This window comes from Cutibacterium avidum ATCC 25577, from assembly GCF_000227295.1.
In the GTDB taxonomy this organism is placed as follows: domain Bacteria; phylum Actinomycetota; class Actinomycetes; order Propionibacteriales; family Propionibacteriaceae; genus Cutibacterium; species Cutibacterium avidum.
Genome location: NZ_JH165054.1, coordinates 677,284 through 700,533, shown reverse-complemented (window position 1 = coordinate 700,533; position 23,250 = coordinate 677,284). Strand labels below are relative to the sequence as shown.

Below are 23,250 nucleotides of genomic sequence, written 5' to 3'. Positions count from 1 at the left end.
CGACGCATCCCGCCGTCGGGGCGGGAACGCCGGCACGACGTCAGGAGTTTCATGACAGTACTGACCGACTTTCTCGCCACGCATCAACTGCTGACGATCCTCATCGTCCTGGCTTCTGGTGCCCTGCTGGGCCAGATCAAGTTCGGCCCACTGAGATTCGGTGCTGCTGGTGCCCTCTTCATGGGGCTCGTCGTGGGTGCCCTCGACCCACGTTTCGGCCAGGACCTGGGCATGATCAAGGGCTTCGGCGTCGTGCTGTTCTGTTACACCGTCGGCCTGGCTGCTGGATCGACCTTCCTGTCCGACCTCAAACGTCAGTGGAGCCTCATGTTCGCCGGCATCGTCGGGCTTGCCGCCATGGCAGCCGCCGGGCTCGGGTTGGGACGATTGTTCGGACTGAGCCCGGCCCACGTCGCCGGCCTGTACGCCGGTGTCCTCACCTCACCGGCCATCGACGCCGCATCGACGGCCACCCACGGCGCCGGGGACACCCTCGTTGGCTATGCGTTGTCGTATCCGGTCGGGGTTGTCGTCGGGCTCGTCATGGTCGCCCTCGTCGCCAAGCGGCACTGGCCGGCCACCAAGGACAACACCTCCATGGCCGAGGCCGGGCTGACTTCGGTGTCAACGGTCGTCGATCGCGAGACCTCCATTCGCGAGACCCCAGGTTTCAACGACGACCAGATCCGGATGTCCTACCTGCTGCGCGACGGCGAGATGCGGCTGGCCACCCCGGACGACGACCTCCATGTCGGCGACCAGGTTCTCGTCGTCGGCAACCCTGACGACGTCAACCGTGCCGTCGAGCACTTGGGCCACATCTCTGATCGCGCCCTCACCGACGAGCGCCACGAGATTGACTTCCGCCGCTTCCTGGTGTCCAACCCTGCCCTGGTCGGGCACACCCTCGGCAGCATCGATGTGCGCGGCCGTACCAGTGGCAAGGTGACTCGGGTGCGTCGTGGCGACCTCGACATGTTGGCCCGCGATGACATCGTCCTGCAGCCGGGCGACCGCGTGCTGTGCGTGGTGCCGGCGAATCGTCTGTCCGACGCCGCCGACCTCTTCGGTGACTCCGAGGCCCGCGTCTCCCAGGTCGACGCCCTGTCCCTGGGGCTCGGCGCCGCCCTTGGTCTGCTGCTCGGGGCTCTCATGGTGGCCCTGCCCGGCGGCTTGCGCTTCGAGCTGGGAACCGCAGCCGGACCGCTCGTCATGGGTATGATCCTGGGGTCGGTGCATCGTACGGGTCCATTGCGGTGGCAGCTGCCACACGCCACCAACGCGATTCTGCGTCAGCTCGGTCTCATGATTTTCCTGGCCTGCGTCGGGCTGGCGTCCGGTCCCGCCTTCCTGTCCCAGGCCGCCAGCTGGACCGGTCTGGCAGTTATCGGCGTCTCAGCCGTCACCTTGGTCCTCGGTGGAGTGATCGTCATTGCTGCGGCCTGGTTCATGAAACTGTCGGCCCAGCGCGCCACCGGTGCCTTCGCCGGTTTCGTGGGCCAGCCGGCCATCCTCAGCTACGCCAACTCCTTGGTCAACGACGAGCGCATCGAGTCGGCCTACGGTGCCCTCTTCGCGCTGGGAACCATCGTCAAGATCCTCCTGGTGCAGGTCATCGTCCTGGTGTGAGTTCTTCCGGAACGGGGGCCGGTCGGTTGTGCAACCGTCCGGCCCCCGTCATGTCAGTGAGGGGACCTGATCAGCCCCGTGACTGATTGCGGCGACGAGACAGCCACCACCCCAGAGTCAGGACGGCCAGCCAGATCGGGCCGATCGCCACGGCGATCCGGAAGGGCGGCATGATCAGCATGACGACGACCATGAGCACCAGGAAGGCGATGACGATCCAGTTGGTCACCGGTGCTCCCGGCATCTGGAACTTGAGGTTTGCGCGGGTCTCGGGGGCCAGACGACGACGGAAGAGCATCTGGGTGATGATGATTGTCGCCCAGTTGATGATGGCGGAGATCGTGGCGATCGACATGATGTACATGAACGCCTGTTCCGGCAGCAGCCCGACGACGACCACCGCGATGGCCGTCACCGCGCTGGAGACCAGCACACCGACCCACGGGGAGCCGGCCCTGTTGACCTTGCCGAGAACCTTGGGGGCGTCACCCTGGTGGGCCAAGGCGTGCAGCATCCGACCGTTGGCGTAGAGGCCGGAGTTGTACGCCGACATCGCCGCGGTGAGCACGACGAGATTGAGAATGGCGGCCGCTCCCGGGATGCCGACGAGGTCGAAGATCTGGACGAAGGGGCTGGCGGTGCCGTCGATCTTGGTCCACGGGACGATGGCCAGCATGACGACGAGGGCGCCGACGTAGAAGATCAGGATCCGCCCGACGACCCGGTTGATGGCCTTCGGGATGGAACACTGCGGGTCCTCGGCCTCGCCTGCGGTGATGCCGATGAGTTCGGTGCCGCCGAAGGAGAACATGACGATGATGATGCCGGCGAGCATCCCGGTGACGCCGTAGGGCATGAACCCGCCGTTGCGCCACATGTTGCTGAATCCGGTCGCTGGGGTGGGGGGAGATCCGAGGAGGATGATCCACAGCCCCAGGATGATCATCGCGACGATGGCGACGACCTTGATGATGGCGAACCAGAACTCCACCTCGCCGTAGGCGCGCACGTGGAGCAGGTTGACAGTGGTGACGATGACGAGGAGAACCGCCGCTGACAGCCAGCGGGGCACGACCGGGAACCAGTAGTTGACGTAGATTCCGACCACCGAGAGCTCCGCCATCGACACGAAGATGTAGTTGAACCAGTAGTTCCAGCCGGAGATGAAGCCGGGCAGGTCCCCCCACCATCGGTGCGCGTACTCACTGAAGGCGCCCGACGTCGGGTGGTGGACGCTCATCTCGCCGAGGGCACGCATAATGAGGTAGATCACCGCGCCCCCCACTAGGTAACTGATGACGATGGCCGGGCCAGCGGCGGAGATCGAGTCGGCAGCTCCGTAGAACAGACCGGTTCCGATGGCGCCACCCAGGGCGATGAGCTGGATGTGTCGGTTTCTCAGACTGCGGTGCAGTTGCTGATCAGGTTCGGTCACGCCGGTGAGTTTAGGGGCGGGTCCGAGAAGGAGGCGGCGGTGATCGAGGGGTGAGCGTTCGTGCAGGCGAGAGGTCACGACGACGCCGAGGTGCCGATACTTGCCGGTCACCCCACGGAGCTGCCAGAAAATCGAGATGAAAACGTGTACATGCCTGATCCGGGCCACTTTTTGGCAGCTCCGTGGGGTGGTCCCGGAGTATCGATACCCTGACCAGGTGATCTTCAACCTCTCCGCCGTGTGCCTGATGCGAGGGCGAACCTGTCTCAACGTCCGAAAACGGGGAGCCGATCACGTCATCCTTCCCGGTGGCAAGATCGAGCCCGGCGAGACCCCTCTCGAGGCCGCCATCAGGGAGGCCCGGGAGGAGACCTGTCTGGTCCTCGATCCCGCAGACCTCACCCACCTGGGAACCTTCGACGCCCCTGCCGCTAACGGTGACGCCGACGGCATTCGCTGCGCGGTTTATGTGTGTGACTGGCAGGACTCCTGGCCCGAGCCCGTCCCCGACTCCGAGATCGTCGAGTACGAGTGGACCGACCTCGACCACTGCCACGATGACGCGAGACAGGCCCCGCTGCTGCTCGGCCGGGTCATCCCGGCCCTGCAACAGCGAGGCCTGCTGTGAACCTCACGGTGTCGCCAGCCCTTGAGCTCACTCCTCAGCCAGGGCGACGGCGGGCTTGATCTTCGCTCCCCGGCGACCGGGGATCACGGAGGCCAGCCATCCGGCCAGCACCGAGACGACGGCCACCACGAGCATCTGAACCCACGGCACGGAAGCCTGAACGGTCATGATCGAGCTGAAGAGGGCGTGGGATCCGGCGATGCCGTATCCGATACCCAGCGCGATACCGAGGATTGCCGCAATGCCCGAGAGGATGAGCGCCTCCGTGCCGAACATCGACCGCACCTGTTTCCGCGTCAGTCCGAGGGCGCGCAGCAACCCGATCTCGCGGGTGCGCTCCACCACCGACAGGCCAAGGGTGTTTGCGACGCCGACCATTGCGATGATGACCGAAATCACCAGCAGACCGACGATCATGCCGAGCAGGATGTTGATCACCTTGTCCATCTGGGCCTTCTGATCAGCGGTCGAGGCGACCGTCACTCCCTGGTGGGCCGACATGGACTTGGACAGGGCCTGGGTGGTCTTGGACTGATCGGTGCCGTCCTTGTAGCGGACCTGCAGCTGGGTGGGTTCGGCCTTCGGAGCCAGCTTGGTCATGACGTCCTGGGTGACGACGATGCCCTGCGTGTCCTGACCATGTCCGACCAGGGTCAGGTTGACCTTGTTGCCATTGACGGTGACGGTGATCTTGTCGCCGTCAGAGGCACCTGGCACGGAGCCCACGGCGTGGGTGCTGTCGAGCCCCTTGGTGGCGGAATCGTTGCGAACGACCTGGGAGAACTCCGATGAGACGCCCTGGATGGTGGTCTGCTTGGCATCCCCGCCGCCCTCAATGGTTCCGGTGGCTGTCGTCACAGTAGCGACCTTGGCGACTCCGTCGGTCTTCCTGGCGTCCTGAATGGTCGCCTTGTCGAGCGGACCCTGGGCTCGCACGGTGGCGTCGACGGGGAAGTGACCGTTCATGACCTTGTCGATGGAGGCCCGTCCGGTGGCAGCTCCCGTCGCGACGGTGGTGATGAGGGTGACGCCGATGAGCAGGGCAGACGTCGTCGTGGCGGTACGGCGCGGGTTGCGCTGAGTGTTCTCGACAGCCAACTCCCCCGGAACCCCGCCGAGATGGGCTGAGCCGACGGCTCGGCTCAGCCCGCCGATGAGGACGGGAGCCAGCACTAGCACGCCGGCAAAACTGACGAATCCACCGGCCACCCCGCACAGTACGGCGACATTGGTCTCCATGTCAGCGGTCGCGGAGACGACGACGAGGGCGGCACCGGCGATGAAGAGCAGGGCACCGAGCATGATGCGGACCCGACCGATCCTGCGGGTGGGCGTCTCGGTCATGGGCTGCAGAGCAGCGACCGGGGCGACCTTGGTGGCGCGACGTGCCGGTGATAGGGCGGCCAAGGTCGTCACGACGATTCCGACAATGAGTGGGATGATGCATGACATCACGGTGACGCTGACCGAAGCGTCGACAGGGGAGCCCGCAGCCTTGAGCCCCATGAGCATGAGCTGGGTGACGCCAATACCAAGAGCCGTTCCGACGGCCGATCCGATGAGGCCGGCGGTGAGGGCCTCGCCCACCACCGAGCGACGCACCTGCTTGCGGGTGGCACCGATACAGCGGGCCAAGGCCAGGGTGCGGGTGCGTTGGGCGACGAGGATGGTGAAGGTGTTGACGATCACCATCGCTGCGACGGCCAGGGCGATGACGGCGAAGGCACCCATGAAGGTCGTCATGGCCGCGAATCCGTCGGAGGCGTGCTCGGCCTGGTGGGCTCGCTCGTCGTCTGCGGTACGGACGGTGGCGGTACTGCCGACGGCCTTGGAGGCATCCTTGACGACCTCGGAGGCTGGGCGGTCGGAATTGACGTACAGGACGTCGGCACCTTCCTGACCACTGATGCCGGCCAGGGTGGCGGCAGGCAGGTAGATCTCCGGAGAGGTCGGGGTGCTCGTGGTCCGAGCATTCGGATTGAGCACGCCCACCACGGTCAGGTTGGTGGACTTCAGCTTCTTCTGAGACATGTCACTGACCGTGATTCGGGAGCCGACCGCGGCCTTGTTGTCCGCAGTGCTCTGGTTGACGGCGACTTCGTTCGGCCCCGTCGGGGCGCGTCCCTCGACCATGTCGGGGTGGGCTGGTATGAGGTGGCCGGAGACATAGGCGGACTGCCCGTTGTCGGTGCGCTGCAGGAAGACGTTGCGGGTGGCCTCGACCGAGGTCACACCATCGACCTTGGCGACCTTGTCAACGGTGGTCTGGGCAATGGTCTTGTCCTTGCCAGTCACGACTACGGCGGCATCCCCGACGGCTGCCGCCTGGGTCCGCAACGTGGAAGCCTTGATCGAATCCATCAACATCAGGGTGCTGGCCATGAAGGCCACCCCGATGATGACGGCGATCATCGTGGGAATGAGACGACGACGTTCATGAATCATGCCAACACCTCCTGCCCACGAGTGGTGGACACCTGGCCGTCAGCGACGGTGACGATGTCGTCGGCCCTGGCGGCGGTGTCGCGGTCGTGGGTGACCATGACGACGCTCTGGCCGAGGTCGTCGACGCAGTGGCGCAGGAAGTCGAGCAGGTCGTCGCTGGCCTCCGAGTCGAGGGCGCCGGTGGGCTCGTCGGCGACGATGACGTCCGGGCGGGTCACCAGGGCACGGGCGACGGCAACGCGCTGCTGCTGGCCGCCTGACAGCTCCGACGGCTTGTGGCGAAGACGCTCGGTGAGACCGAGCATTCCGGTGATGTGATCGAACCACTCCTTGTCGACCTTGCGGTGGGACAGCCGCAACGGCAGCATGATGTTGTCGGAGGCCGTCAGCGTCGGCATGAGGTTGAAGGACTGGAACACGAATCCGACGTGGTCGCGACGCAGCCGGGTGAGGGCGTCGTCGTCGAGGTGAGTGATCTCGGTGTCACCGATCCACACCCGTCCGGAGGTGGGGGAGTCCAGACCCGTCATGCAGTGCAGCAGGGTCGACTTGCCCGAACCCGACGCTCCCATGATGGCGGTGAAGCGCCCGGCCGGGATGTCGAGGGTCACGGAGCGCAGCGCCCGCACAAGGGTGGCTCCCGAGCCGTAGGTCTTGGTGAGGTCAAGGGTGCGGACCGCGCTGGGGGCGGTCGTCGAGGATGTGGTCGGCGCGGCCGGCGCTGAGGCAGACATGAGAACTCCTGTGTCGAGGTGCAACAACGCCTTTGACGCTATGGGCGTTGTCCCTCGTCACACATCAGTCCCGGGAACGGTTCCCGCTCTCCTACTGCAGGAGGACCCAGCTCGTCCGCAGAAGGACCGGGCTGAGGCCCCTCATGTCCGAAAGGTTAGCGGCCGGGCCGAACCAGTCCGGCGTCGTAGGCAGTGATGACCATGGAGACCCGGTCGCGCAGGTTGAGTTTGGACAGGATGTGCCCGACGTGGGTCTTGACGGTTGTCTCGGCCAGGTAGAGCCGCTCGGCGATCTCGGTGTTCGTCAGCCCCTCGCCGACGCAGGTGAGCACTTCGCGCTCCCGGTCGGACAGCGAATCTATGAGCTTGGGGTCGGTCATCGTCGGCGCACCCTCCCCCTGACGAGGGATGAAGCGTTCGATGAGACGACGGGTGGCCGACGGGGCGACGACCGAGTCGCCGTCACGAACCGCTCGGATGGCAGCCAGCAGTTCCGTCGGACCGGCGTCCTTGAGCATGAATCCGGACGCTCCGGCGCGCAGGGCAGCATGGACGTACTCGTCAAGGTCGAAGGTCGTCAAGACGAGGATCCTGGCCTCAGTGTGGGCGGCCATGATCTTCTCGGTGGCGCCCAGGCCGTCGAGGATGGGCATTCGGATGTCCATGAGGACGACGTCGGGGGACAGCTCATCGACGAGGGTGACGGCTTCGGCGCCGGTGTTGGCCTCGCCGACGACGGTCATGTCGGGCTGGGCGTCGAGGACCAGACGGAATCCGGCACGAACCATCTGCTGGTCATCGGCCAGGAGGAGTCGGATCGGGTCGGTCATGGCATGGTCCTTCGGGGCTCGGACTGACGATTACTGAATGATTGATGGGTGGGGATGACGCCGTGGACTCGGAACCCGTGGTCCGGGCGACTCCCCACCTCAAGGGTGCCACCCCAAGCGGACATACGTTCGCGCATTCCCACCAGGCCGTGCCCTGCCCCGTCGGCCCGCTCGATGCCAGTCACTCCGGCTCCTCGGCCGTCGTCGAGGATCTCCAGGGTGACGTCGTCGGGGTGATGGCTGACGATGACCTGGGCAGTGGCGGCAGGACCACCGTGCTTGAGGACGTTGGTGAGGGCTTCTTGGGCAACGCGGTAACAGGCCAGCTGGGCGCCCTGGGAGAGGGGTTCGTGGCATTCCGGGTCTCCTTCGACCCTGAGGTCGATGGACAGCGCTCCCTTCATCTCCTCGACCAGACGAGGAATGTCGTCAAGGCCCTGGGTGGGTGCGAGTTCGGGGTCGGAGTCGTCGTCGCGCAGCACCCCGACGAGACGGCGGGTCTCGTCGAGGGCGTGACGGGCGGTCGTGGCGATCGTGTCGAGAGCCTGGGCGCTGGCCGCCAGACGGGTCTCGGCGTCGCCGACCTCCTCGTGATGGGCGAGATAGGAGCCACCGTCGGCCTGCACCACGATGACCGACAGGGAGTGGGCGACGATGTCGTGCATGTCCCGGGCGATCTTGGCGCGTTCCTCCTGAGTGGCAAGACGGATGCCCTGGTCGCGTTCGCGTTCCAGGTCGATGGCGCGTTGGCGCAACGCCTCCATGGTCTGGCGACGATCCCGAGCCGCACTTCCGGCGAACCAGGCTGCCAGACAACATGCCATGCACCCGATCGCGATGATGCCGGAGCGCAGCAGCTTCGTATGCGTGTTCAGATCGGACCTGGGGTCGAATCCCCAACTCACCGCGGCGGCGCTCGGGGCGACGAAGCACAGTGCGAGCCAGAAGCTGCGCCGTGGTCTCTCGGTCTTCAGCGAGAGTTGGTACAGGATGATGGGTACCAGAACGTTCTGCGGCCACGGGTCGGTCGTCATCGCAAGCTGGACGAGGTGTGAGCCGACCAGTACTGCCGCCGTGATCTCCGGCCTGGTGCGGGCCCACACCCAGGAGGCTGCAACCGCTAGGACCAGCACGAGCATCCATATTTCATGGGCAGTGACATGGTCTTGCTGAGCCCAGGACATCACGGTGACCACAACGACGACGAAGGCGAACACCGAGTCGAGGATCATGGGGTGCGCGCGCAACCATCGATAGCCACGACGCAGACGTCCCGGGGGACGACGTGTGGGGACGGAAGTGCTGCTCACCGTTCTGACCCTACGGCCAGAACGGATGAGTCACATCCTTCCGTCGATGGATTTAAGGAGAATTCGACCGGCCGTGACCGTTCAGCTCTCTCCGAAAACATGGCCGTTGGCTGTGGCTCCGCTGGGAGGTCCGCGGCCGAGGGGACATGATTGCGGTGTGCAGAACCGTTCCCGACTGATACGCCTGATGGGCCCGGCCTTCGTCGCGGCCGTGGCGTATGTCGATCCCGGGAACGTCGCCGCGAACCTCTCGGCAGGGGCTGGCTATGGCTACCTGCTGGTGTGGGTGCTCGTCATCGCCAACGTCATGGCGATGCTGGTGCAATATCTGTCGGCCAAGTTGGGACTGGTCACGGGCCATTCCCTTCCTGAGCTCGTCGGGGACGCTCTACCACGTCGAAGCAGTCGGCTGGCCTTCTGGTTCCAGGCCGAGCTGGTCGCGGCTGCGACGGACCTGGCCGAGGTCATCGGTGGAGCAGTGGCCTTGGAGCTGCTATTCGGCCTACCGCTGCTCGTCGGAGGTCTCATCACTGGGGCGCTGTCCCTGGCGATCCTGGCAATCCCGTCTCGTCACGGGCAGCGTACTTTCGAGATCGTCATCATCGGGATGCTCGTGGTCGTCGCCATTGGCTTCACGGCAGGACTGGCCTTCTCGCCCCTGTCGTGGAGCGGGATTGCCTCCGGCATGGTTCCGAGGTTCGAAGGCACCGAAACGGTCATGTTGGCCACATCGATGCTGGGCGCCACCGTCATGCCACACGCGGTGTACATGCACTCCTCACTGGTGCGAGATCGTCACGGGGTGAATGATCGGCCGAGCCAGATCTCCAGACTTCTCAAGGCGACGCGATGGGACGTCGTGGTCTCCCTGGTGTTGGCCGGATCGGTGAACATCGCGATGCTGCTGCTGGCAGCGGCGAGCTTGCAGGGAGTCGAGGGGATTGACGGCATCGCCGAGGCCCACGCGGCCATCAGCTCCTCCCTGGGGTCGACGATCGGGGTCATCTTCGCCATCGGACTATTTGCGTCGGGGTTGGCCTCGACGTCGGTAGGTGCTTATGCCGGGGCTGAGATCATGGCAGGGCTGCTCCACATGAGAGTGCCCATGCTCGTCCGCCGACTCGTGACGATCATCCCGGCCCTCATCATCCTGGCGTCGGGAGCGAATCCGACCAGAGCCCTCGTCCTCAGCCAGGTCCTCCTGAGCATGGGGTTGCCGCTGGCCCTCGTGCCATTGGCGCGGTTCACGGGGGACCGACGCTTGGTGGGTCAATGGGCGAATGGTCGAGTCATGTCCGTCATCTCGTGGACGGTCGTCGTTGCGGTGTCAGCTCTCAACGTCGTCCTCGTCGTCGCGACGATCATGAGGTAAATGATCCCTGAGTGAGACTGTCTGGCGTCCTTCGTGAGATTGGTGACAAACTCAGGGCGTGACGACGCCGAACCCCACACCGAGTCCAACTCACGAACTGGCCACTGAGCTGGCGACCGCTTTCCGCGGACATCCTGCCGGCGTGGCAATCCTGACGACGATGGGTGCAGGTGGTCCGGAGGGGCTGACGGTGTCCTCCCTGGCATCAGTGTCAGTCGTGCCTGCCGTCGCCTCGGTGTCGATGGGTAATGGCTCGACGACCTTGGCGGCTCTGAAGGAGGGGTCTCGCGTCGTCGTCCACATGCTTGATGCGGACCGAACCGATCTGGCAGATGCGTTCGCGGTACCCGGTGCGGACCACTTCGTCGGAACTGAGTGGATACCCAGCACCGAGGGAGCGCCGCAACTGAGTGTCCCAGGTCCGGTTTTGCACGGTTTCGTCCAGGCGATGACCGATACCGGATCGGCCACGCTCATCGCCGTCACCGTTGATCGGATCGACATTGGAAACCGTCGCGCTCCCGGTTTGGTGAGGATGGCGCGAGGATGGCACGAAATACCTCGCTAGACTTTTTTGTCCCGCTTTTTCGGGTACGTTGGAAGACGCCATCGAAGTCGAAGGAGATGTCGCTATGACAGCTAATGATGCGTGCGCCCAGCAGACTGAACGTATGGGAACTGCGCCCGGATTCATTGCCGCTCTGGACCAGTCCGGAGGCTCCACACCGAAGGCTCTCAAGGCGTACGGGGTGGAGCCCGAGGTCTACGGCGACGACAAGGACAAGATGTTCGATCTGGTCCACGAGATGCGGACCAGGATCATCACCAGCCCGTCGTTCACCAGCGACCACATTCTTGCCGCGATTCTGTTCGAGATGACGATGGATCGTGAGATCGAGGGAATTCCCACCGGTGATTTTCTGTGGCAGAAGAAGGGCATCGTCCCCTTCCTCAAGATCGACAAGGGCTTGGCCGACGAGGAGTCCCACGTCCGCGTCATGAAGCCGATCCCCGGTCTTGACGAGCTCCTTCATCGCGCTGTCGAGGAGAAGCACATCTTCGGCACCAAGGAGCGCTCGGTCATTCTTGATGACGACAAGGACGGCATCAAGAAGATCGTCGATCAGCAGTTCGAGCTCGGTGAGCAGGTCCGCGCCGCTGGCTTGGTGCCGATCCTCGAGCCTGAGGTCGACATCCATGCACCGAACAAGCAGAAGGCGGAGGAGAGGCTGCACAACCTCATTCGTGAGCACATCGACGCTCTGCCTCTCGACGCCAGGATCATGCTGAAGCTGACGATTCCGACGACCGATGACCTGTACACCGATCTCATTGCGGATCCGAAGGTTCTCCGTGTCGTGGCTCTGTCCGGTGGCTACTCCCGTGAGGAGGCCAATGAGAAGCTGGCTCGTAACCACGGACTGATCGCGAGTTTCTCGCGTGCTCTCGCCGAGGGGCTGAGTCACGGCCAGTCCCAGGAGGAGTTCGACGAGACCCTCCGCAGCTCCATCGATTCGATATACGCTGCTTCGGTGTCCTGACCCTTCGTCGTATGACGGGCCTGCGAGGAACTCGCGGGCCCGTCGTCGTGTCATGGGATGGATGCCCCGCCTCGTCACGCAGAGTGGCTCCGGTTGGACGCAAACGGCTTCGGAACAGGGTGAACGGTGGTGTGGAGGGCTGTCTGCCTTGTAGAATGCTCCTGTGATCCCCAAACTCGTCGCGTTCGATCTGGACGACACCCTGGCCCCCTCGAAGACCCGTCTCCCTGAGCCCATGGCGCACATCATGTCGCGGCTGCTGGATCACACCAGCGTCTGTGTCATTTCCGGCGGTCAGTTCGGCCAGTTCCGTACTCAGGTCGTCGAGGCCCTTGATGACGTCAATGCCCCTCACCTGGATCGTCTCCACCTGCTGCCCGCCTGCGGCACCCAGTACTTCCGCTGTGTTGAAGGAGAATGGCAGCGTATCTACGTCGAGGCGCTGACCGAGGACGAGAAGTCCCGCGCCATCGATGCCGTCGAGACCTGCGCCCGTAACCTGGGGTTGTGGGAGGAGCGCGCCTGGGGGCCGAGGTTGGAGGATCGAGAATCCCAGATCACCTTCTCCGCCCTGGGCCAGCAGGCCCCCGTCGATGCCAAGAAGGCGTGGGATCCCAGCGGTGAGAAGAAGCTCAAGCTCCGCGAGGTCGTGGCGGCGAAGCTTCCGGACCTCGAGGTGCGCGCCGGCGGATCCACCTCCGTCGACATCACCCGCGTCGGCCGCGACAAGTCCTTCGGGATGGGCAAGTTGCTCGCTGTGACGGGCCTGTCCAAGGAGGACGTGCTCTTCTACGGGGATCGCCTCGACGAGCACGGTAACGACTACCCCGTCAAGGTCATGGGCATCCCGTGCGTCGCCGTCACGGATTGGCAGGACACGGCTGACAAACTCGAGAAATTATTGTCTGACTGACAAATTTCATACCTTCACGAAACTGCCTTTCGGCTGCCATGAAATGGTGTCATGACGCCACCTGAAGACCCCGTGTATCACGAAAAAAGGTTCATTTTCGTGATCCTCCCGACGATTTGGCATAAGAGTTCATCTTGGGGTCCGGTCCATGTCATCTGATCATCGAGATGATGACATCTCGGCTTCCTAGTGTCCTTCCCTGGTGCTGCCTGTGAGAGAGCGGCAATGAGACCTCGAGGAGGGGCGGGTGAACATCGGAGTCGACGAAGCCGTGCCGGTGGGCGCGTCGTCGTCTGGAATGGCGACGCCACCGTCGTCGGATCCAGTGCCGCAAACCAGGTCGACGGCCACCTCACAAATCACGTCCACGGCCACGCCACATCGAGTGCCCAGACGCCGCCCGAGCCGCAGAATGCGACGGGAGGCATTGCTCTTCCTGGCTTTCGTGGCCCCGAACGCGATCCTCATTGCACTGTTCGTCTACCGACCGTTCTTCCTGAACATCTACTACTCGGCTCTCGACTGGACCCTCGGTTCGGCCAATGCCACTTGGGTCGGGCTGCAGAACTACGTCGAGTTCTTCACTCGCGACGCGGGCACTGTCCTGACGACGACCCTCATCTTCACCGTCGCCACCGTTGGATTCTCCATGCTCATCGGCCTCGGGCTGGCCGTCGTCCTCAACCGTCAACTGGTGGGACGCAACGTCGCCCGAGCCGTCGTCTTCGCACCGTACGTCCTTTCCGGTGTGGGTATCGGCATGGTGTGGATGTTCATCTTCGACCCCGTCACCGGCGTCCTCTCCGCGGTTCTGCGGGGAATGCATCTTCCGGTGCCGCAGTGGTTCAACAACCCGCATCTGGCCCTGGTCATGGTCATCATCGTCTACGTCTGGAAGAACCTCGGCTACTGCGCGGTCATCTACCTGGCAGCCCTGCAGGGCATTCCGCGCGACCTGCTCGAGGCGGCAGCCCTCGACGGCGCCTCCCGTCGCCGCACCTTCCGCTCAGTGGTCTGGCCGTTGCTGTCCCCGACGACCTTCTTCCTCACCCTGACGACGATGTTGTCCTCCCTGCAGGCCTTCGACATCATCAAGATCATGACCCCGCTGGGTCAGGGCACCTCGACCCTCATGTACTCCTCGTACATCCAGGCTTTCGGGACGTACAACCGCGCCGGTTACTCGGCCGCTCAGTCGACGGTCCTCGTCGTCATCCTGCTCATCCTCACCGTCATCCAGATGCGCTTCCTCGAAAGGCGGGTGCACTACTCGTGAGCTTGAATGCAGCCGTTCGTCGCGCCGACATCCGCCGTTCCCACAAGGTCGACGAGTCGGTCGTGGGGGCCGAGTCCGGTGTCTCCAAGGCCTTCACGGGCTACTTGCCGATGATCCTGGCCGCCCTCATCGTCGTCCTGCCGCTGCTGTGGATGGTGCTGGGATCCTTCAAGACCCCGTCCGAGATCGTCGGCCAGGACGTCGTCTGGTGGCCTCATCACTGGAGTTTCGACGCCTACCGTCAGGCCTCCCGGACCATCGACTTCCCGCAGCTTTTCCTCAACACCGTGATCGTCACCGCCATTGGCGCGACGGTCAAGCTCGTCCTGGCCTGCACCAGCGCCTATGCCTTCGCCTTCCTGCACTTCCCGGGACGCAAGATCATCTTCATCCTGGTTCTCGTTGCCCTCATGGTTCCCGCCCAGGTCTCCCTGGTCCCGAACTACGTCCTCATCTCCCAGCTCGGGGGAGTGAACACCTATTGGGGCATCATTCTCCCCGGCCTGGGTACGGCCTTCGGGACGTTCCTGTTACGTCAGCACTTCCTGTCCTTGCCGGGCGAGGTGATGGAAGCTGCCGAGGTCGATGGTGCAGGCCACATGACCCGGCTGTTCAGGATGGTCATCCCGATGTCAGCTCCCGCGATCGCCACGGTCGGCCTGGTGACGATCGTCGACGAGTGGAACAACTACATCTGGCCGTTGGTCATCACCTCGGACACCTCACGGATGGTGCTCCCGGTGGGGCTCACCGCCTTGCAGGCCGTCGACTCCGACGCCGGCGTCTATCCGATCCTCATGGCTGGTGCCGTGTTCGTCATCCTCCCGGTCCTCCTCATCTTCGTCCTACTCCAGCGATACCTCGTCGCTGGACTCACCCAGGGCGCGGTCAAGTGACCTGCGTCCGCTGGTCCAGTGACGCTGCCGGTCTTCCTTCCGGCGCGAGTTCCCATCCATCCCCATTTCACGTTCGACTCGATCCACAAGGAGAGCATCACCGTGTCCGACCTCAACCCCATCAGCCGTCGTCGGCTGTTGACCATGGCGGCCCTCGGGGCCGGAACCCTGGGCCTGGCCGCGTGCTCGGGCCCCTCCGCCGTCAGCTCCTCCAGCAAGGGAGCCTCCAAGGCTGCCGAGAAGGTTGACTACGCCGACGTCAAGCCCGCCACCGACATCACCTTCTGGACCAACAATCCAGGCGGGTCCGGTGACGTCACCAAGAAGATCTGCGACGACTTCAAGGCGAAGGAAGGGATCTCCGTCAAGATTGTCCCGGCCGGCTCCTCCTATGAGGAGGTTGCGCAGAAGTTCCAGACCGCGCTGACCGGCAAGGACACCCCTGACGTCATCATCGGTTCCGACGTCTGGTGGTTCCGCTACTACATGCAGGACGCCATCGCTCCGCTGGACGACCTGCTCAAGGCTGCCAAGATTGACGTCTCGGCCTACCGCAAGGGGCTCATCGACGACTACCGCTACAAGGACAACCTGTACGCCCTGCCCTTCTCCCGCTCGACCCCGCTGTTCTACTACAACAAGAACCACTTCAAGGCCGCCGGTCTGCCCGACCGCGCTCCGAAGACCTGGGACGAGTGGAGGACCTGGGCCAAGAAGCTGCAGGACGCCAAGACCGGAGCTCAGCACGCCTACCAGTTCCCGTCGGTCACCGACTACGCCGGCTGGACCCTGCAGAACATCCTGTGGGGATACCGCGGTGGCTGGTCCAAGAAGGACTCCTTCGACATCATCTGTGACTCCGACGAGTCCATCAAGGCCCTGACGGTCGTTCGTGACGCGGTCCTCAAGGAGAAGTGGGCCGGAGTCTCCTCCAACGAGTCCACCGACGACATGGCTGCCGGCGCCTGCTCGGCCACCATCGGTTCCACCGGCTCGCTCGTCGGCGTCCAGAAGGCCGTCGGCAACAAGTTCGAGGTCGGCGTCGGGTTCCTGCCCGGTGGACCTGCCGTCGAGAAGCCGGTCTGCCCGACCGGTGGTGCCGGTGTGGCCATCTGCTCTCGCTCCAGCAAGGAGAAGCAGCTGGCCGCCGCCAAGTTCATCGGCTTCCTCACCAATGCCGAGAACACCGTCGATTTCTCCGCTGCCACCGGTTACATGCCGGTCTGCAACGATTCCGACACCTCCAAGCTGCTCAAGGAGAACCCGCTCATCGGTGAGGCCATCAAGCAGCTCGACGCCACCCGTCCGCAGGATTACGCGCGCGTCTTCCTGCCCGGTGGCGATCAGGAGATCGCCAAGGCCATCGCCTCGGTCATCCAGCAGGGTGCTGAGCTGAAGCCGGCCATGACCAAGCTGCGTTCCACCCTCGAGAACATCTACAACACTCAGGTGAAACCCCACCTGTGATCGCGTCTCGACGGCTTCTGAGGCCGCCGCTGTCGCAGCGATGACAATTGGCGACGCCGTGCTGTGAGGTGCGGCGTCGCCGTATTTTGTCGGTGACAAGGGGATTTGGTGGTTGTGACGAGGTGCGTTCCTCTGCTGTCGGCATAGTTGAGTCGATGGAGCTCAACCCTACTTGACTGCGCCGAATGAAGGTCCATACTTGAGTCATAGCAACTCAACTTCAGCGAGGCAGGTAATGGACACCAATCTCACCACAATGAGCCGTGACGCGGTCACCGCCGCCACTCGGCACGCGTTGGCCCACGGGAATCCGTCCGTGGAGCCCTCGCATCTTCTTCATGCTCTTTTCACCATCCCGGACAACACCGTCGGCCCCCTGGTGGCTGGCCTGGGCATCGATCCGCAACGGGTTGACGCCGTCGCAACTACCGCCATGCGCGCCCTGCCGTCGAGCTCGGGGGCATCCGTCGCCCAGCCGCAGCTCTCGGGTGCCCTTGCTCGGGTAATTGCCGACGCACAGAACCGTGCTGAGGCCATGGGTGACTCCTTCGTCGCCACCGAACACCTCCTTATCTCCCTGACGGCGGTTCCCTCCGACGTCCAGAGCGGTCTCGCGGGTCTCGGCCTCAAGCCCGATTCCCTGGCGTCCGCCTTCAACGAGGGGCGTGGTGACCGTCGCGTCACCTCCGAGGAGTCCGAGGGCGGAGAGTCCGCCTTGGCCAAGTACTCCGTCGATCTCACCGAGCGCGCTCGCTCCGGCAAGCTCGACCCAGTCATCGGTCGCGACCAGGAGATCCGTCGCGTCGTCCAGGTCCTGGCGCGACGTACCAAGAACAACCCGGTCCTCATCGGCGAGCCCGGTGTCGGCAAGACCGCCGTCGTCGAGGGGCTGGCCCAGCGAGTGGTGGCCGGGGACGTCCCCGACTCCCTGAAGGGTCGCCGGGTCGTCTCCCTGGACCTGTCCTCGATGGTCGCGGGCGCCAAGTACCGCGGCGAGTTCGAGGAACGTCTCAAGGCCGTCCTCAACGAGATCAAGGAGGCCGAGGGGCACGTCATCACCTTCATCGACGAGCTGCACACCGTCGTCGGTGCCGGAGCTTCTGGCGAAGGCGCGATGGACGCCGGCAATATGCTCAAGCCGATGCTGGCTCGCGGTGAGCTGCGGATGATCGGCGCGACCACCCTTGACGAGTACCGCGAGCACATCGAGAAGGACCCCGCCCTGGAGCGTCGTTTCCAGCAGGTCTTCGTCGGTGAGCCCTCGGTGGAGGACACCATCGCCATCCTGCGTGGTCTGCGGGAGCGCTACGAGGCCCATCACAAGGTACGGATCACCGACGGTGCCCTCGTCGCGGCCGCTAGCCTGTCCAACCGGTACATCACCGCGCGTCAGCTCCCTGACAAGGCCATTGACCTGATTGACGAGGCTGCCTCCCGTCTTCGCATGGAGATCGACTCCTCCCCGGAGGAGATCGACACCCTGCGTCGTGAGGTCGACCGCATGAAGATGGAGATCTTCGCCGTCGAGAAGGAGGAGGACCCGGCCAGCAAGCAGCGTCTGCAGAGGCTGCGCGCCGAGATGGCCGACAAGGAGGAGACCCTGCGTGGGCTCGAGACCCGCTGGGAGGCCGAGAAGGCCAGCCTCAACGAGGTCGGCGAGCTCAAGACCCGCATCGATCAGTTGCGCACCTCCGCCGAGAAGTACCAGCGTGAGGGTGACTTCGGCAAGGCCTCCGAGATCCTCTACGGCCAGATCCCGGCCCTGGAGAAGGAGGCTGAGGCGGCTGACAAGGCCGAGGAGAACGGCTCCCGGATGGTCTCCGAGGAGGTCGGCACCTCCGACATCGCCGAGGTCGTGTCCTCGTGGACCGGCATCCCCGTCGGTCGAATGATGCAGGGCGAGCAGGAGAAGTTGCTCCACATGGAGGAGCGCCTGCACGAACGCCTCATCGGCCAGGAGCGCGCCGTCAAGACGGTGTCGGACGCGGTGCGTCGTTCCCGGGCGGGCATCTCCGACCCGAACCGGCCCACCGGATCCTTCCTCTTCCTCGGACCGACCGGCGTCGGCAAGACCGAGCTGGCCAAGTCCCTGGCCCAGTTCCTCTTCGACGACGAGACCGCCATGGTCCGCATCGACATGAGCGAGTACATGGAGAAACACTCCGTCTCGCGCCTGGTCGGTGCCCCTCCGGGCTACGTCGGATACGAGGAGGGAGGTCAGCTCACCGAGGCCGTGCGGCGTCGTCCATACTCGGTCATCCTCCTCGACGAGGTGGAGAAGGCTCATCCGGACGTCTTCAACATTCTGCTGCAGGTGCTCGATGACGGCCGTCTCACCGACGGTCAGGGTCGTACGGTCGACTTCCGAAACACCATCCTGGTGCTGACGAGCAACCTCGGTAGCCAGTTCCTGTCGGATCCGAACCTCGATGACAAGGCCAAGCACGAGGCCGTCATGAATGCGGTGCGTGCGGCATTCCGTCCCGAGTTCCTGAACCGACTCGACGACGTCGTGATGTTCGACCCGCTCTCCCGTGAGGATCTTGCTCGGATCGTTGAGACGAGCCTGGCCAAGTTGAACTCGAGGCTCGCTGATCGCAGGATCACCGTCGAGACCACTGATGCTGCGAAGGAGTGGCTCGCGACTACGGGATTCGATCCGGTGTACGGTGCCCGACCGCTGCGTCGTCTGATACAGACCACCATCGAGGACCAGCTGGCCCGCAAGGTGCTCGCTGGCGAGGTGGTTGAGGGTGACACCGTGATCTTTGACGGCAACGAGGACAGGGACGGGATTGTCATCCTCTGAAGGTGAGCGTGACAATGTGACCGCGTCGTGACGGGTCAAGGTTCAGACCTCAACCTGCTCGGGTCCGATGTCGCTGGATCCTCCTTCTCGATCGGGCCCCCGGCCTGTGCCGGTTCATCGCCGGAGCAGGCATCGGTGGTGGGTACTCCGCGATTCACTCAACCGGGACCGTGCTACGATTCTGCTGCCGCTCCGGAAGCGCCCTGAGTCTCAGTCGACGTCCCCATCGACGTACATCCAGCGACCAGCGCGACGCTGAAAGCGTGAGACCTCGTGGAGGACGTCATCATGTCCGCCGGAGCGGTAGGTTGCCCGGAACTCCACGACCCCTGTGGTGTCGCCTGGATGGCCGTTCTCGGTCGCGAGGATGGTCAGACCAGTCCATTCGATACCGGTGGAATCGACGACGTTCGGTCTGGTGCGCGGATGCCACGTCGCCCACAGGTGGTTCCACTGACCCAGGACATTGGCGGTGTACCGCGATCTCATGAGGGCCACGGCCGTCTCGGCGCGACGGGGGTCGTCGAGCGCCGGGCGGCAGCACTGGTCGAGAGGGAGTCCTGATCCGCAGGGACATGATGGGGCCATGCCCCAAGCATCCCACCGTCCTGCGAGACGCCAGGAGCCGACCGACTACAGTCATGGCGTCCCCTCATGCGGGGCAGGTACGCGTCGTGGGCGCGCGAAAGGAGAATAATGTCGCACAGGATGATGGCCGGGGCGCTCTTGGCTGCTCTCATCGGGCTGGGCGCCGCAGGATGCTCCGGCACAGCCGGTGTCTACAACAACAGTGAGGATGCCACCAACGGATCGCGGTCCTCAGGCGGTGAGGGCACCCCTGAGGCCCACTCCGGTGCAACCCCGGACCAGAAGTGGACCCATTGCGCGCCCGGATCACGTTCGGCGGACATCGCCTCGATGAAGCCCGACACGAACACTCATCTGACGATCGGGGCCTTCAACGGCTGGGATGAGTCCTGGGCGACCTCCGGCCTCATCAAGCAGGTGCTCGAGAAGGACGGCTACACCGTCACCATCAAGGGATTTGATGCCGGCGTCGGATACCAGGCCACTGCCGGTGGGGGCATCGACCTCATCACCGATTCCTGGCTGCCGGTGACCCAGGCCGGATACATCCGCAAGTACGGCCCGAAGCTGGAGAACCTTGGATGCTGGTACGACAACGCGAAACTCACGATCGCCGTCAACAAGAACTCGCCAGCGCACTCGATCGCCGATCTGAAGACGATGGGCAACTCCTACGGCAACGTCATCTACAGCATCGAGCCGGGAGCCGAGATGACCAAGACCATTGCGAACCAGACGCTGCCGATGTACGGGCTGTCGAACATCACCCTCAAGACCTCCTCGACCCCGGCCATGCTGGCCCAACTCAAGAAGGCCACCAAGGCTGGTAACGACGTCGCCGTGACGCTGTGGCGACCGCACTGGGCCTACGACGCCTATCCGGTGCGCGATCTCGACGATCCCAAGAACGCCATCTCCAACGCCGAGCTCATCTACAGTTTCGGTCGACCCGGGTTCGAGAAGGACCATCCCAAGGCCGCCCAGCTCGTCCGAAACCTCGCGATCGATGACGCTCACCTGTCCAGCTTGGAACACCTCATGGTCGAGACCACGGACAGGGGCGGACAACAGGGCACCGCCATCGCGGCATGGATGAAGAACAACACCGACTGGGTGGATGACTGGCAGGCCGGAAGACTGGGGGATCGGTGAGCTGTCTCGTCCCGGATCGGGACACCCCAGGAGCGTGGATCGTCCGCGTCGGTGGGGCTGATCAGTCATGGATCGACCCTGACGATCCCACTCGGCTCGAGTTCGACTACATGGGACGTATCGCTGATCACCTTGACGTCCACCGTCCAGCGGGGGAGAGGATGCGCGTCATTCACGTCGGTGGGGCGGGAATGTGTCTGGCACGGTACGTGGCGTTCACCCGTCCGACGAGCCCGCAGATCGTCTGTGAGCCGGATACCGAGCTCACCGAGGAAGTGCGGCTCAAGGCCCCGCTTCCGCCTCGTTCCGGGATCAAGGTGCGGCCCGTCGACGGACGCTCTGGGATCGCCGCCATGCGCGAGGACTTCGCTGACGTCGTCATCCTGGATGCCTTTGACGGTGCGAGAGTGCCCGCTGACCTGGTCACCGTCGAGTTCTTCACCGACGTCCTGCGCATCCTGCACGCTGACGGCATCGTCGTGGCGAACCTGGCCGACTCGGCCCCTCTGACCTGGACTAAGAGGGTCGTCAGGGCCGCTGGCGACGTGTTCTCCAATGTCTGTCTGGCCGCAGAGTCGTCGACCCTCAAGGGACGTCGCTACGGCAACATCATCCTGGCGGGCTCGAACGGACCGCTGCACGAGCAGGAACTGGTGCGACGTTGCAGCGGGGCCGCCTTCCCCTTCCGGCTCATCAGCGGGGAAGCCCTGACGAAGCTTCTCGCAGACGCCGCACCGTTCCGTGACGACGACGTCGAGCCCTCTCCAGGGCCACCCCGAGGGGCGACCTTCTTCTCCTGAGACACCCGGACGGCTCTCCCCCGCGTCGGTTTCGGGTGACATGATGGCGGCATGGCCAATTCCGCCCCTGACAGCAAGCCTAAGTACGGCCATGTGCCCTCGTTGCCAGACATGCCATCAGCCATCGTCGTGGCACGGGTCATCGTCATCGGCTTCTCGGTGTTGTGGGCCCTCGTCGTCTGTGGCATGTGGGCAGCCGGGCGCAGCGAGAGTCAGACGACACTTGGTCCGGTCCTGACGTCGTTCGCCCTGGGCATGGATTCGGGAGGTTGGGTGCAGTACCTGCTCATCCCCCTGGCGGGTTGTGTTCTGACTGTGACTATGGGTCGTGGCCATGCCATCGACCGTTATCTGTTCACCGTGCTGTCCTTGGTGTGGATGTGGAGACTCTCGCGAGGCAACGAGTTCATGAGAGGTTTTGACGTCATCGGAGTCATGACGGTGGCTGCCGTCCTGGCGACGGTCTGGAGTGGTCCCGTCAACGCGTGGATCAAGGCCGTCGCGGAACGTGACAAGGTCATTGCCAACCCGCCGGAGGAAGGGTGGCTCGAACCAGGGCAGGGCCAGCCATGGCAGACCGCGGTGGGTGGCAGACGAGTTCGATGAGCGCGAGAGAGGGGCTGGTCAGCATGATGCTGGCCAGCCCCGCGTCACATTGTGAGCCGAGCGTCACTCGACGCGGGAACGTTCCGCCGACTGAGGTCGGCTGGCCTGGCCCTTGCGGCGGGCCTTGAGCCACTCGAAGACCATCGGCAGCACCGATACCACGATGATGAGGAGCAGAGCCGCCTCGAAGTTGTTGCGGATGACGGGGATCTGTCCCAGGAAGTAACCGGCCTGCACGGCGATGAGCACCCAGAGGACGCCGCCGATGGCGGTGTAGGTGATGAATTTGCGGAAGTTCATCCGGCCCACGCCAGCGATCATCGTGACGAAAGTACGGACGATCGGCACGAATCGGGCGAGGATGAGGGCCACCGACCCGTGCTTGCGGAAGAAGTCGTGGGTGGTGTCGACGTGCTTGGGTGAGAACACCTTGCCCATGAACCCCTCTCGCTCCCGGAAGAGCTTGGGGCCGACCACGTAACCGATCCAGTAACCGCAGATGTTTCCGGAAATGGCGCAGATGATGAGGACGAGGTTGACGACGACGAGGGTCGTTGCCGGGGACCCGTAATGGACCAGTGGGACGGAGGAGTTGACGCCCACGGCAGCAAACATTCCGAGGGCGAAAAGCAGAGAGTCTCCGGGCATGAAGAACACGGCCAGGCCGCATTCCACGAGGACGATCAGCGCGACGATCCACAGGGCTGCAGCACCGGCGCCCTGGATGATGGCCTGTGGGTCCATCCAGGCGGGGGTGAGCAGGGCAGGGAGGGTCATGAGGAGACTCGGCATGGGCCAAGACTATCTTTGGTTCGTGTG

Annotated in this window: 20 protein-coding genes; 13 read left to right on the top strand and 7 right to left on the bottom strand. The window is 64.2% G+C overall.

Annotated elements, in window-relative coordinates; genetic code table 11:
- The first annotated feature begins 51 nt into the window (after nt 1-51).
- Entirely contained in the window at nt 52-1,629 is a 1,578-nt protein-coding gene (locus HMPREF9153_RS03165; protein ID WP_004809297.1) for an aspartate:alanine exchanger family transporter, read from the top strand.
- 70 nt (nt 1,630-1,699) lie between these two features.
- Here HMPREF9153_RS03165 and HMPREF9153_RS03160 read toward each other — a convergent pair whose 3' ends face one another.
- The gene (locus HMPREF9153_RS03160) at nt 1,700-3,064 is read right to left on the bottom strand and encodes an amino acid permease (RefSeq protein ID WP_036979981.1); all 1,365 of its coding nucleotides are present in this window, start codon (nt 3,062-3,064) and stop codon (nt 1,700-1,702) included.
- A gap of 247 nt (nt 3,065-3,311) precedes the next feature.
- Between HMPREF9153_RS03160 and HMPREF9153_RS03155 the strand changes: the two genes are divergently transcribed.
- Nucleotides 3,312-3,692 carry an NUDIX hydrolase gene (locus tag HMPREF9153_RS03155; RefSeq protein WP_050796908.1) on the top strand — a complete coding sequence of 127 codons (381 nt, stop codon included), beginning with the start codon at nt 3,312-3,314 and terminating at the stop codon, nt 3,690-3,692.
- Between the two features lie 27 nt (nt 3,693-3,719).
- On the opposite strand, the gene HMPREF9153_RS03150 is transcribed toward HMPREF9153_RS03155, so the two are convergent.
- The 4 genes from HMPREF9153_RS03150 to HMPREF9153_RS03135 all read right to left on the bottom strand — a co-directional run bounded on the left by HMPREF9153_RS03150 (nt 3,720) and on the right by HMPREF9153_RS03135 (nt 8,933).
- A complete protein-coding gene (locus tag HMPREF9153_RS03150) occupies nt 3,720-6,137 on the bottom strand; it encodes an ABC transporter permease (protein WP_004809288.1) in 2,418 nt (805 codons plus the stop codon).
- Nucleotides 6,134-6,871 carry an ABC transporter ATP-binding protein gene (locus HMPREF9153_RS03145; protein ID WP_036979573.1) on the bottom strand — a complete coding sequence of 246 codons (738 nt, stop codon included), beginning with the start codon at nt 6,869-6,871 and terminating at the stop codon, nt 6,134-6,136. Before HMPREF9153_RS03145 ends, HMPREF9153_RS03150 begins: the two co-directional genes overlap by 4 nt.
- Nucleotides 6,872-7,026: 155 nt before the next feature.
- Nucleotides 7,027-7,701 (bottom strand): response regulator, encoded by a 675-nt coding sequence (locus tag HMPREF9153_RS03140; protein ID WP_004809284.1) that lies wholly within the window; start codon nt 7,699-7,701, stop codon nt 7,027-7,029.
- On the bottom strand, nt 7,698-8,933 hold the full coding sequence (locus tag HMPREF9153_RS03135) for a sensor histidine kinase (protein ID WP_004809281.1): 1,236 nt from the start codon (nt 8,931-8,933) through the stop codon (nt 7,698-7,700). Before HMPREF9153_RS03135 ends, HMPREF9153_RS03140 begins: the two co-directional genes overlap by 4 nt.
- Nucleotides 8,934-9,198: 265 nt before the next feature.
- Between HMPREF9153_RS03135 and HMPREF9153_RS03130 the strand changes: the two genes are divergently transcribed.
- The 8 genes from HMPREF9153_RS03130 to clpB all read left to right on the top strand — a co-directional run bounded on the left by HMPREF9153_RS03130 (nt 9,199) and on the right by clpB (nt 19,285).
- Complete coding sequence (locus HMPREF9153_RS03130; protein ID WP_036979978.1) at nt 9,199-10,383, top strand: Nramp family divalent metal transporter; 1,185 nt, start codon at nt 9,199-9,201, stop codon at nt 10,381-10,383.
- A gap of 58 nt (nt 10,384-10,441) precedes the next feature.
- Complete coding sequence (locus tag HMPREF9153_RS03125; RefSeq protein ID WP_004809278.1) at nt 10,442-10,951, top strand: flavin reductase; 510 nt, start codon at nt 10,442-10,444, stop codon at nt 10,949-10,951.
- Between the two features lie 28 nt (nt 10,952-10,979).
- Nucleotides 10,980-11,924: a fructose bisphosphate aldolase gene (locus HMPREF9153_RS03120; RefSeq protein WP_004809276.1), complete on the top strand. Its 945-nt coding sequence runs from the start codon at nt 10,980-10,982 to the stop codon at nt 11,922-11,924.
- A gap of 163 nt (nt 11,925-12,087) precedes the next feature.
- Nucleotides 12,088-12,837: an HAD-IIB family hydrolase gene (locus HMPREF9153_RS03115; protein WP_004809274.1), complete on the top strand. Its 750-nt coding sequence runs from the start codon at nt 12,088-12,090 to the stop codon at nt 12,835-12,837.
- Nucleotides 12,838-13,249: 412 nt separating this feature from the next.
- On the top strand, nt 13,250-14,113 hold the full coding sequence (locus tag HMPREF9153_RS03110; protein WP_016666212.1) for a carbohydrate ABC transporter permease: 864 nt from the start codon (nt 13,250-13,252) through the stop codon (nt 14,111-14,113).
- Nucleotides 14,110-15,009 (top strand): carbohydrate ABC transporter permease, encoded by a 900-nt coding sequence (locus HMPREF9153_RS03105; RefSeq protein WP_004809270.1) that lies wholly within the window; start codon nt 14,110-14,112, stop codon nt 15,007-15,009. Before HMPREF9153_RS03110 ends, HMPREF9153_RS03105 begins: the two co-directional genes overlap by 4 nt.
- 102 nt (nt 15,010-15,111) lie before the next feature.
- Entirely contained in the window at nt 15,112-16,476 is a 1,365-nt protein-coding gene (locus tag HMPREF9153_RS03100) for an ABC transporter substrate-binding protein (protein WP_016666211.1), read from the top strand.
- 235 nt (nt 16,477-16,711) lie between these two features.
- Complete coding sequence (clpB, locus tag HMPREF9153_RS03095; RefSeq protein ID WP_004809267.1) at nt 16,712-19,285, top strand: ATP-dependent chaperone ClpB; 2,574 nt, start codon at nt 16,712-16,714, stop codon at nt 19,283-19,285.
- Between the two features lie 210 nt (nt 19,286-19,495).
- Here the strand turns inward: clpB and HMPREF9153_RS03090 are convergent, their stop codons facing one another.
- The gene (locus HMPREF9153_RS03090; protein WP_256998261.1) at nt 19,496-19,873 is read right to left on the bottom strand and encodes a YchJ family protein; all 378 of its coding nucleotides are present in this window, start codon (nt 19,871-19,873) and stop codon (nt 19,496-19,498) included.
- Nucleotides 19,874-19,981: 108 nt separating this feature from the next.
- Between HMPREF9153_RS03090 and HMPREF9153_RS03085 the strand changes: the two genes are divergently transcribed.
- The 3 genes from HMPREF9153_RS03085 (at nt 19,982) to HMPREF9153_RS03075 (ending at nt 22,431) form a co-directional block, all read left to right on the top strand.
- Nucleotides 19,982-21,025 (top strand): glycine betaine ABC transporter substrate-binding protein, encoded by a 1,044-nt coding sequence (locus HMPREF9153_RS03085; protein WP_016666208.1) that lies wholly within the window; start codon nt 19,982-19,984, stop codon nt 21,023-21,025.
- Nucleotides 21,022-21,825 carry a spermidine synthase gene (locus HMPREF9153_RS03080; RefSeq protein WP_004809260.1) on the top strand — a complete coding sequence of 268 codons (804 nt, stop codon included), beginning with the start codon at nt 21,022-21,024 and terminating at the stop codon, nt 21,823-21,825. The genes HMPREF9153_RS03085 and HMPREF9153_RS03080 overlap by 4 nt, the downstream gene beginning before the upstream one ends.
- A 111-nt stretch (nt 21,826-21,936) precedes the next feature.
- Nucleotides 21,937-22,431 carry a hypothetical protein gene (locus tag HMPREF9153_RS03075; protein WP_174266651.1) on the top strand — a complete coding sequence of 165 codons (495 nt, stop codon included), beginning with the start codon at nt 21,937-21,939 and terminating at the stop codon, nt 22,429-22,431.
- 63 nt (nt 22,432-22,494) lie between these two features.
- On the opposite strand, the gene HMPREF9153_RS03070 is transcribed toward HMPREF9153_RS03075, so the two are convergent.
- Entirely contained in the window at nt 22,495-23,223 is a 729-nt protein-coding gene (locus HMPREF9153_RS03070) for a DedA family protein (RefSeq protein ID WP_004809255.1), read from the bottom strand.
- Nucleotides 23,224-23,250 lie beyond the last annotated feature (27 nt).

Coding starts and splice junctions, on each gene's coding strand:
- HMPREF9153_RS03165 (WP_004809297.1), top strand. CDS start 52: ATGACAGTACTGACCGACTTTCTCGCCACGCATCAACTGCTGACGATC.
- HMPREF9153_RS03155 (WP_050796908.1), top strand. CDS start 3,312: ATGCGAGGGCGAACCTGTCTCAACGTCCGAAAACGGGGAGCCGATCAC.
- HMPREF9153_RS03150 (WP_004809288.1), bottom strand. CDS start 6,137: ATGATTCATGAACGTCGTCGTCTCATTCCCACGATGATCGCCGTCATC.
- HMPREF9153_RS03145 (WP_036979573.1), bottom strand. CDS start 6,871: ATGTCTGCCTCAGCGCCGGCCGCGCCGACCACATCCTCGACGACCGCC.
- HMPREF9153_RS03140 (WP_004809284.1), bottom strand. CDS start 7,701: ATGACCGACCCGATCCGACTCCTCCTGGCCGATGACCAGCAGATGGTT.
- HMPREF9153_RS03135 (WP_004809281.1), bottom strand. CDS start 8,933: ATGATCCTCGACTCGGTGTTCGCCTTCGTCGTCGTTGTGGTCACCGTG.
- HMPREF9153_RS03130 (WP_036979978.1), top strand. CDS start 9,199: ATGGGCCCGGCCTTCGTCGCGGCCGTGGCGTATGTCGATCCCGGGAAC.
- HMPREF9153_RS03110 (WP_016666212.1), top strand. CDS start 13,250: ATGCGACGGGAGGCATTGCTCTTCCTGGCTTTCGTGGCCCCGAACGCG.
- clpB (WP_004809267.1), top strand. CDS start 16,712: ATGGACACCAATCTCACCACAATGAGCCGTGACGCGGTCACCGCCGCC.
- HMPREF9153_RS03090 (WP_256998261.1), bottom strand. CDS start 19,873: ATGGCCCCATCATGTCCCTGCGGATCAGGACTCCCTCTCGACCAGTGC.
- HMPREF9153_RS03085 (WP_016666208.1), top strand. CDS start 19,982: ATGTCGCACAGGATGATGGCCGGGGCGCTCTTGGCTGCTCTCATCGGG.
- HMPREF9153_RS03075 (WP_174266651.1), top strand. CDS start 21,937: ATGCCATCAGCCATCGTCGTGGCACGGGTCATCGTCATCGGCTTCTCG.
- HMPREF9153_RS03070 (WP_004809255.1), bottom strand. CDS start 23,223: ATGCCGAGTCTCCTCATGACCCTCCCTGCCCTGCTCACCCCCGCCTGG.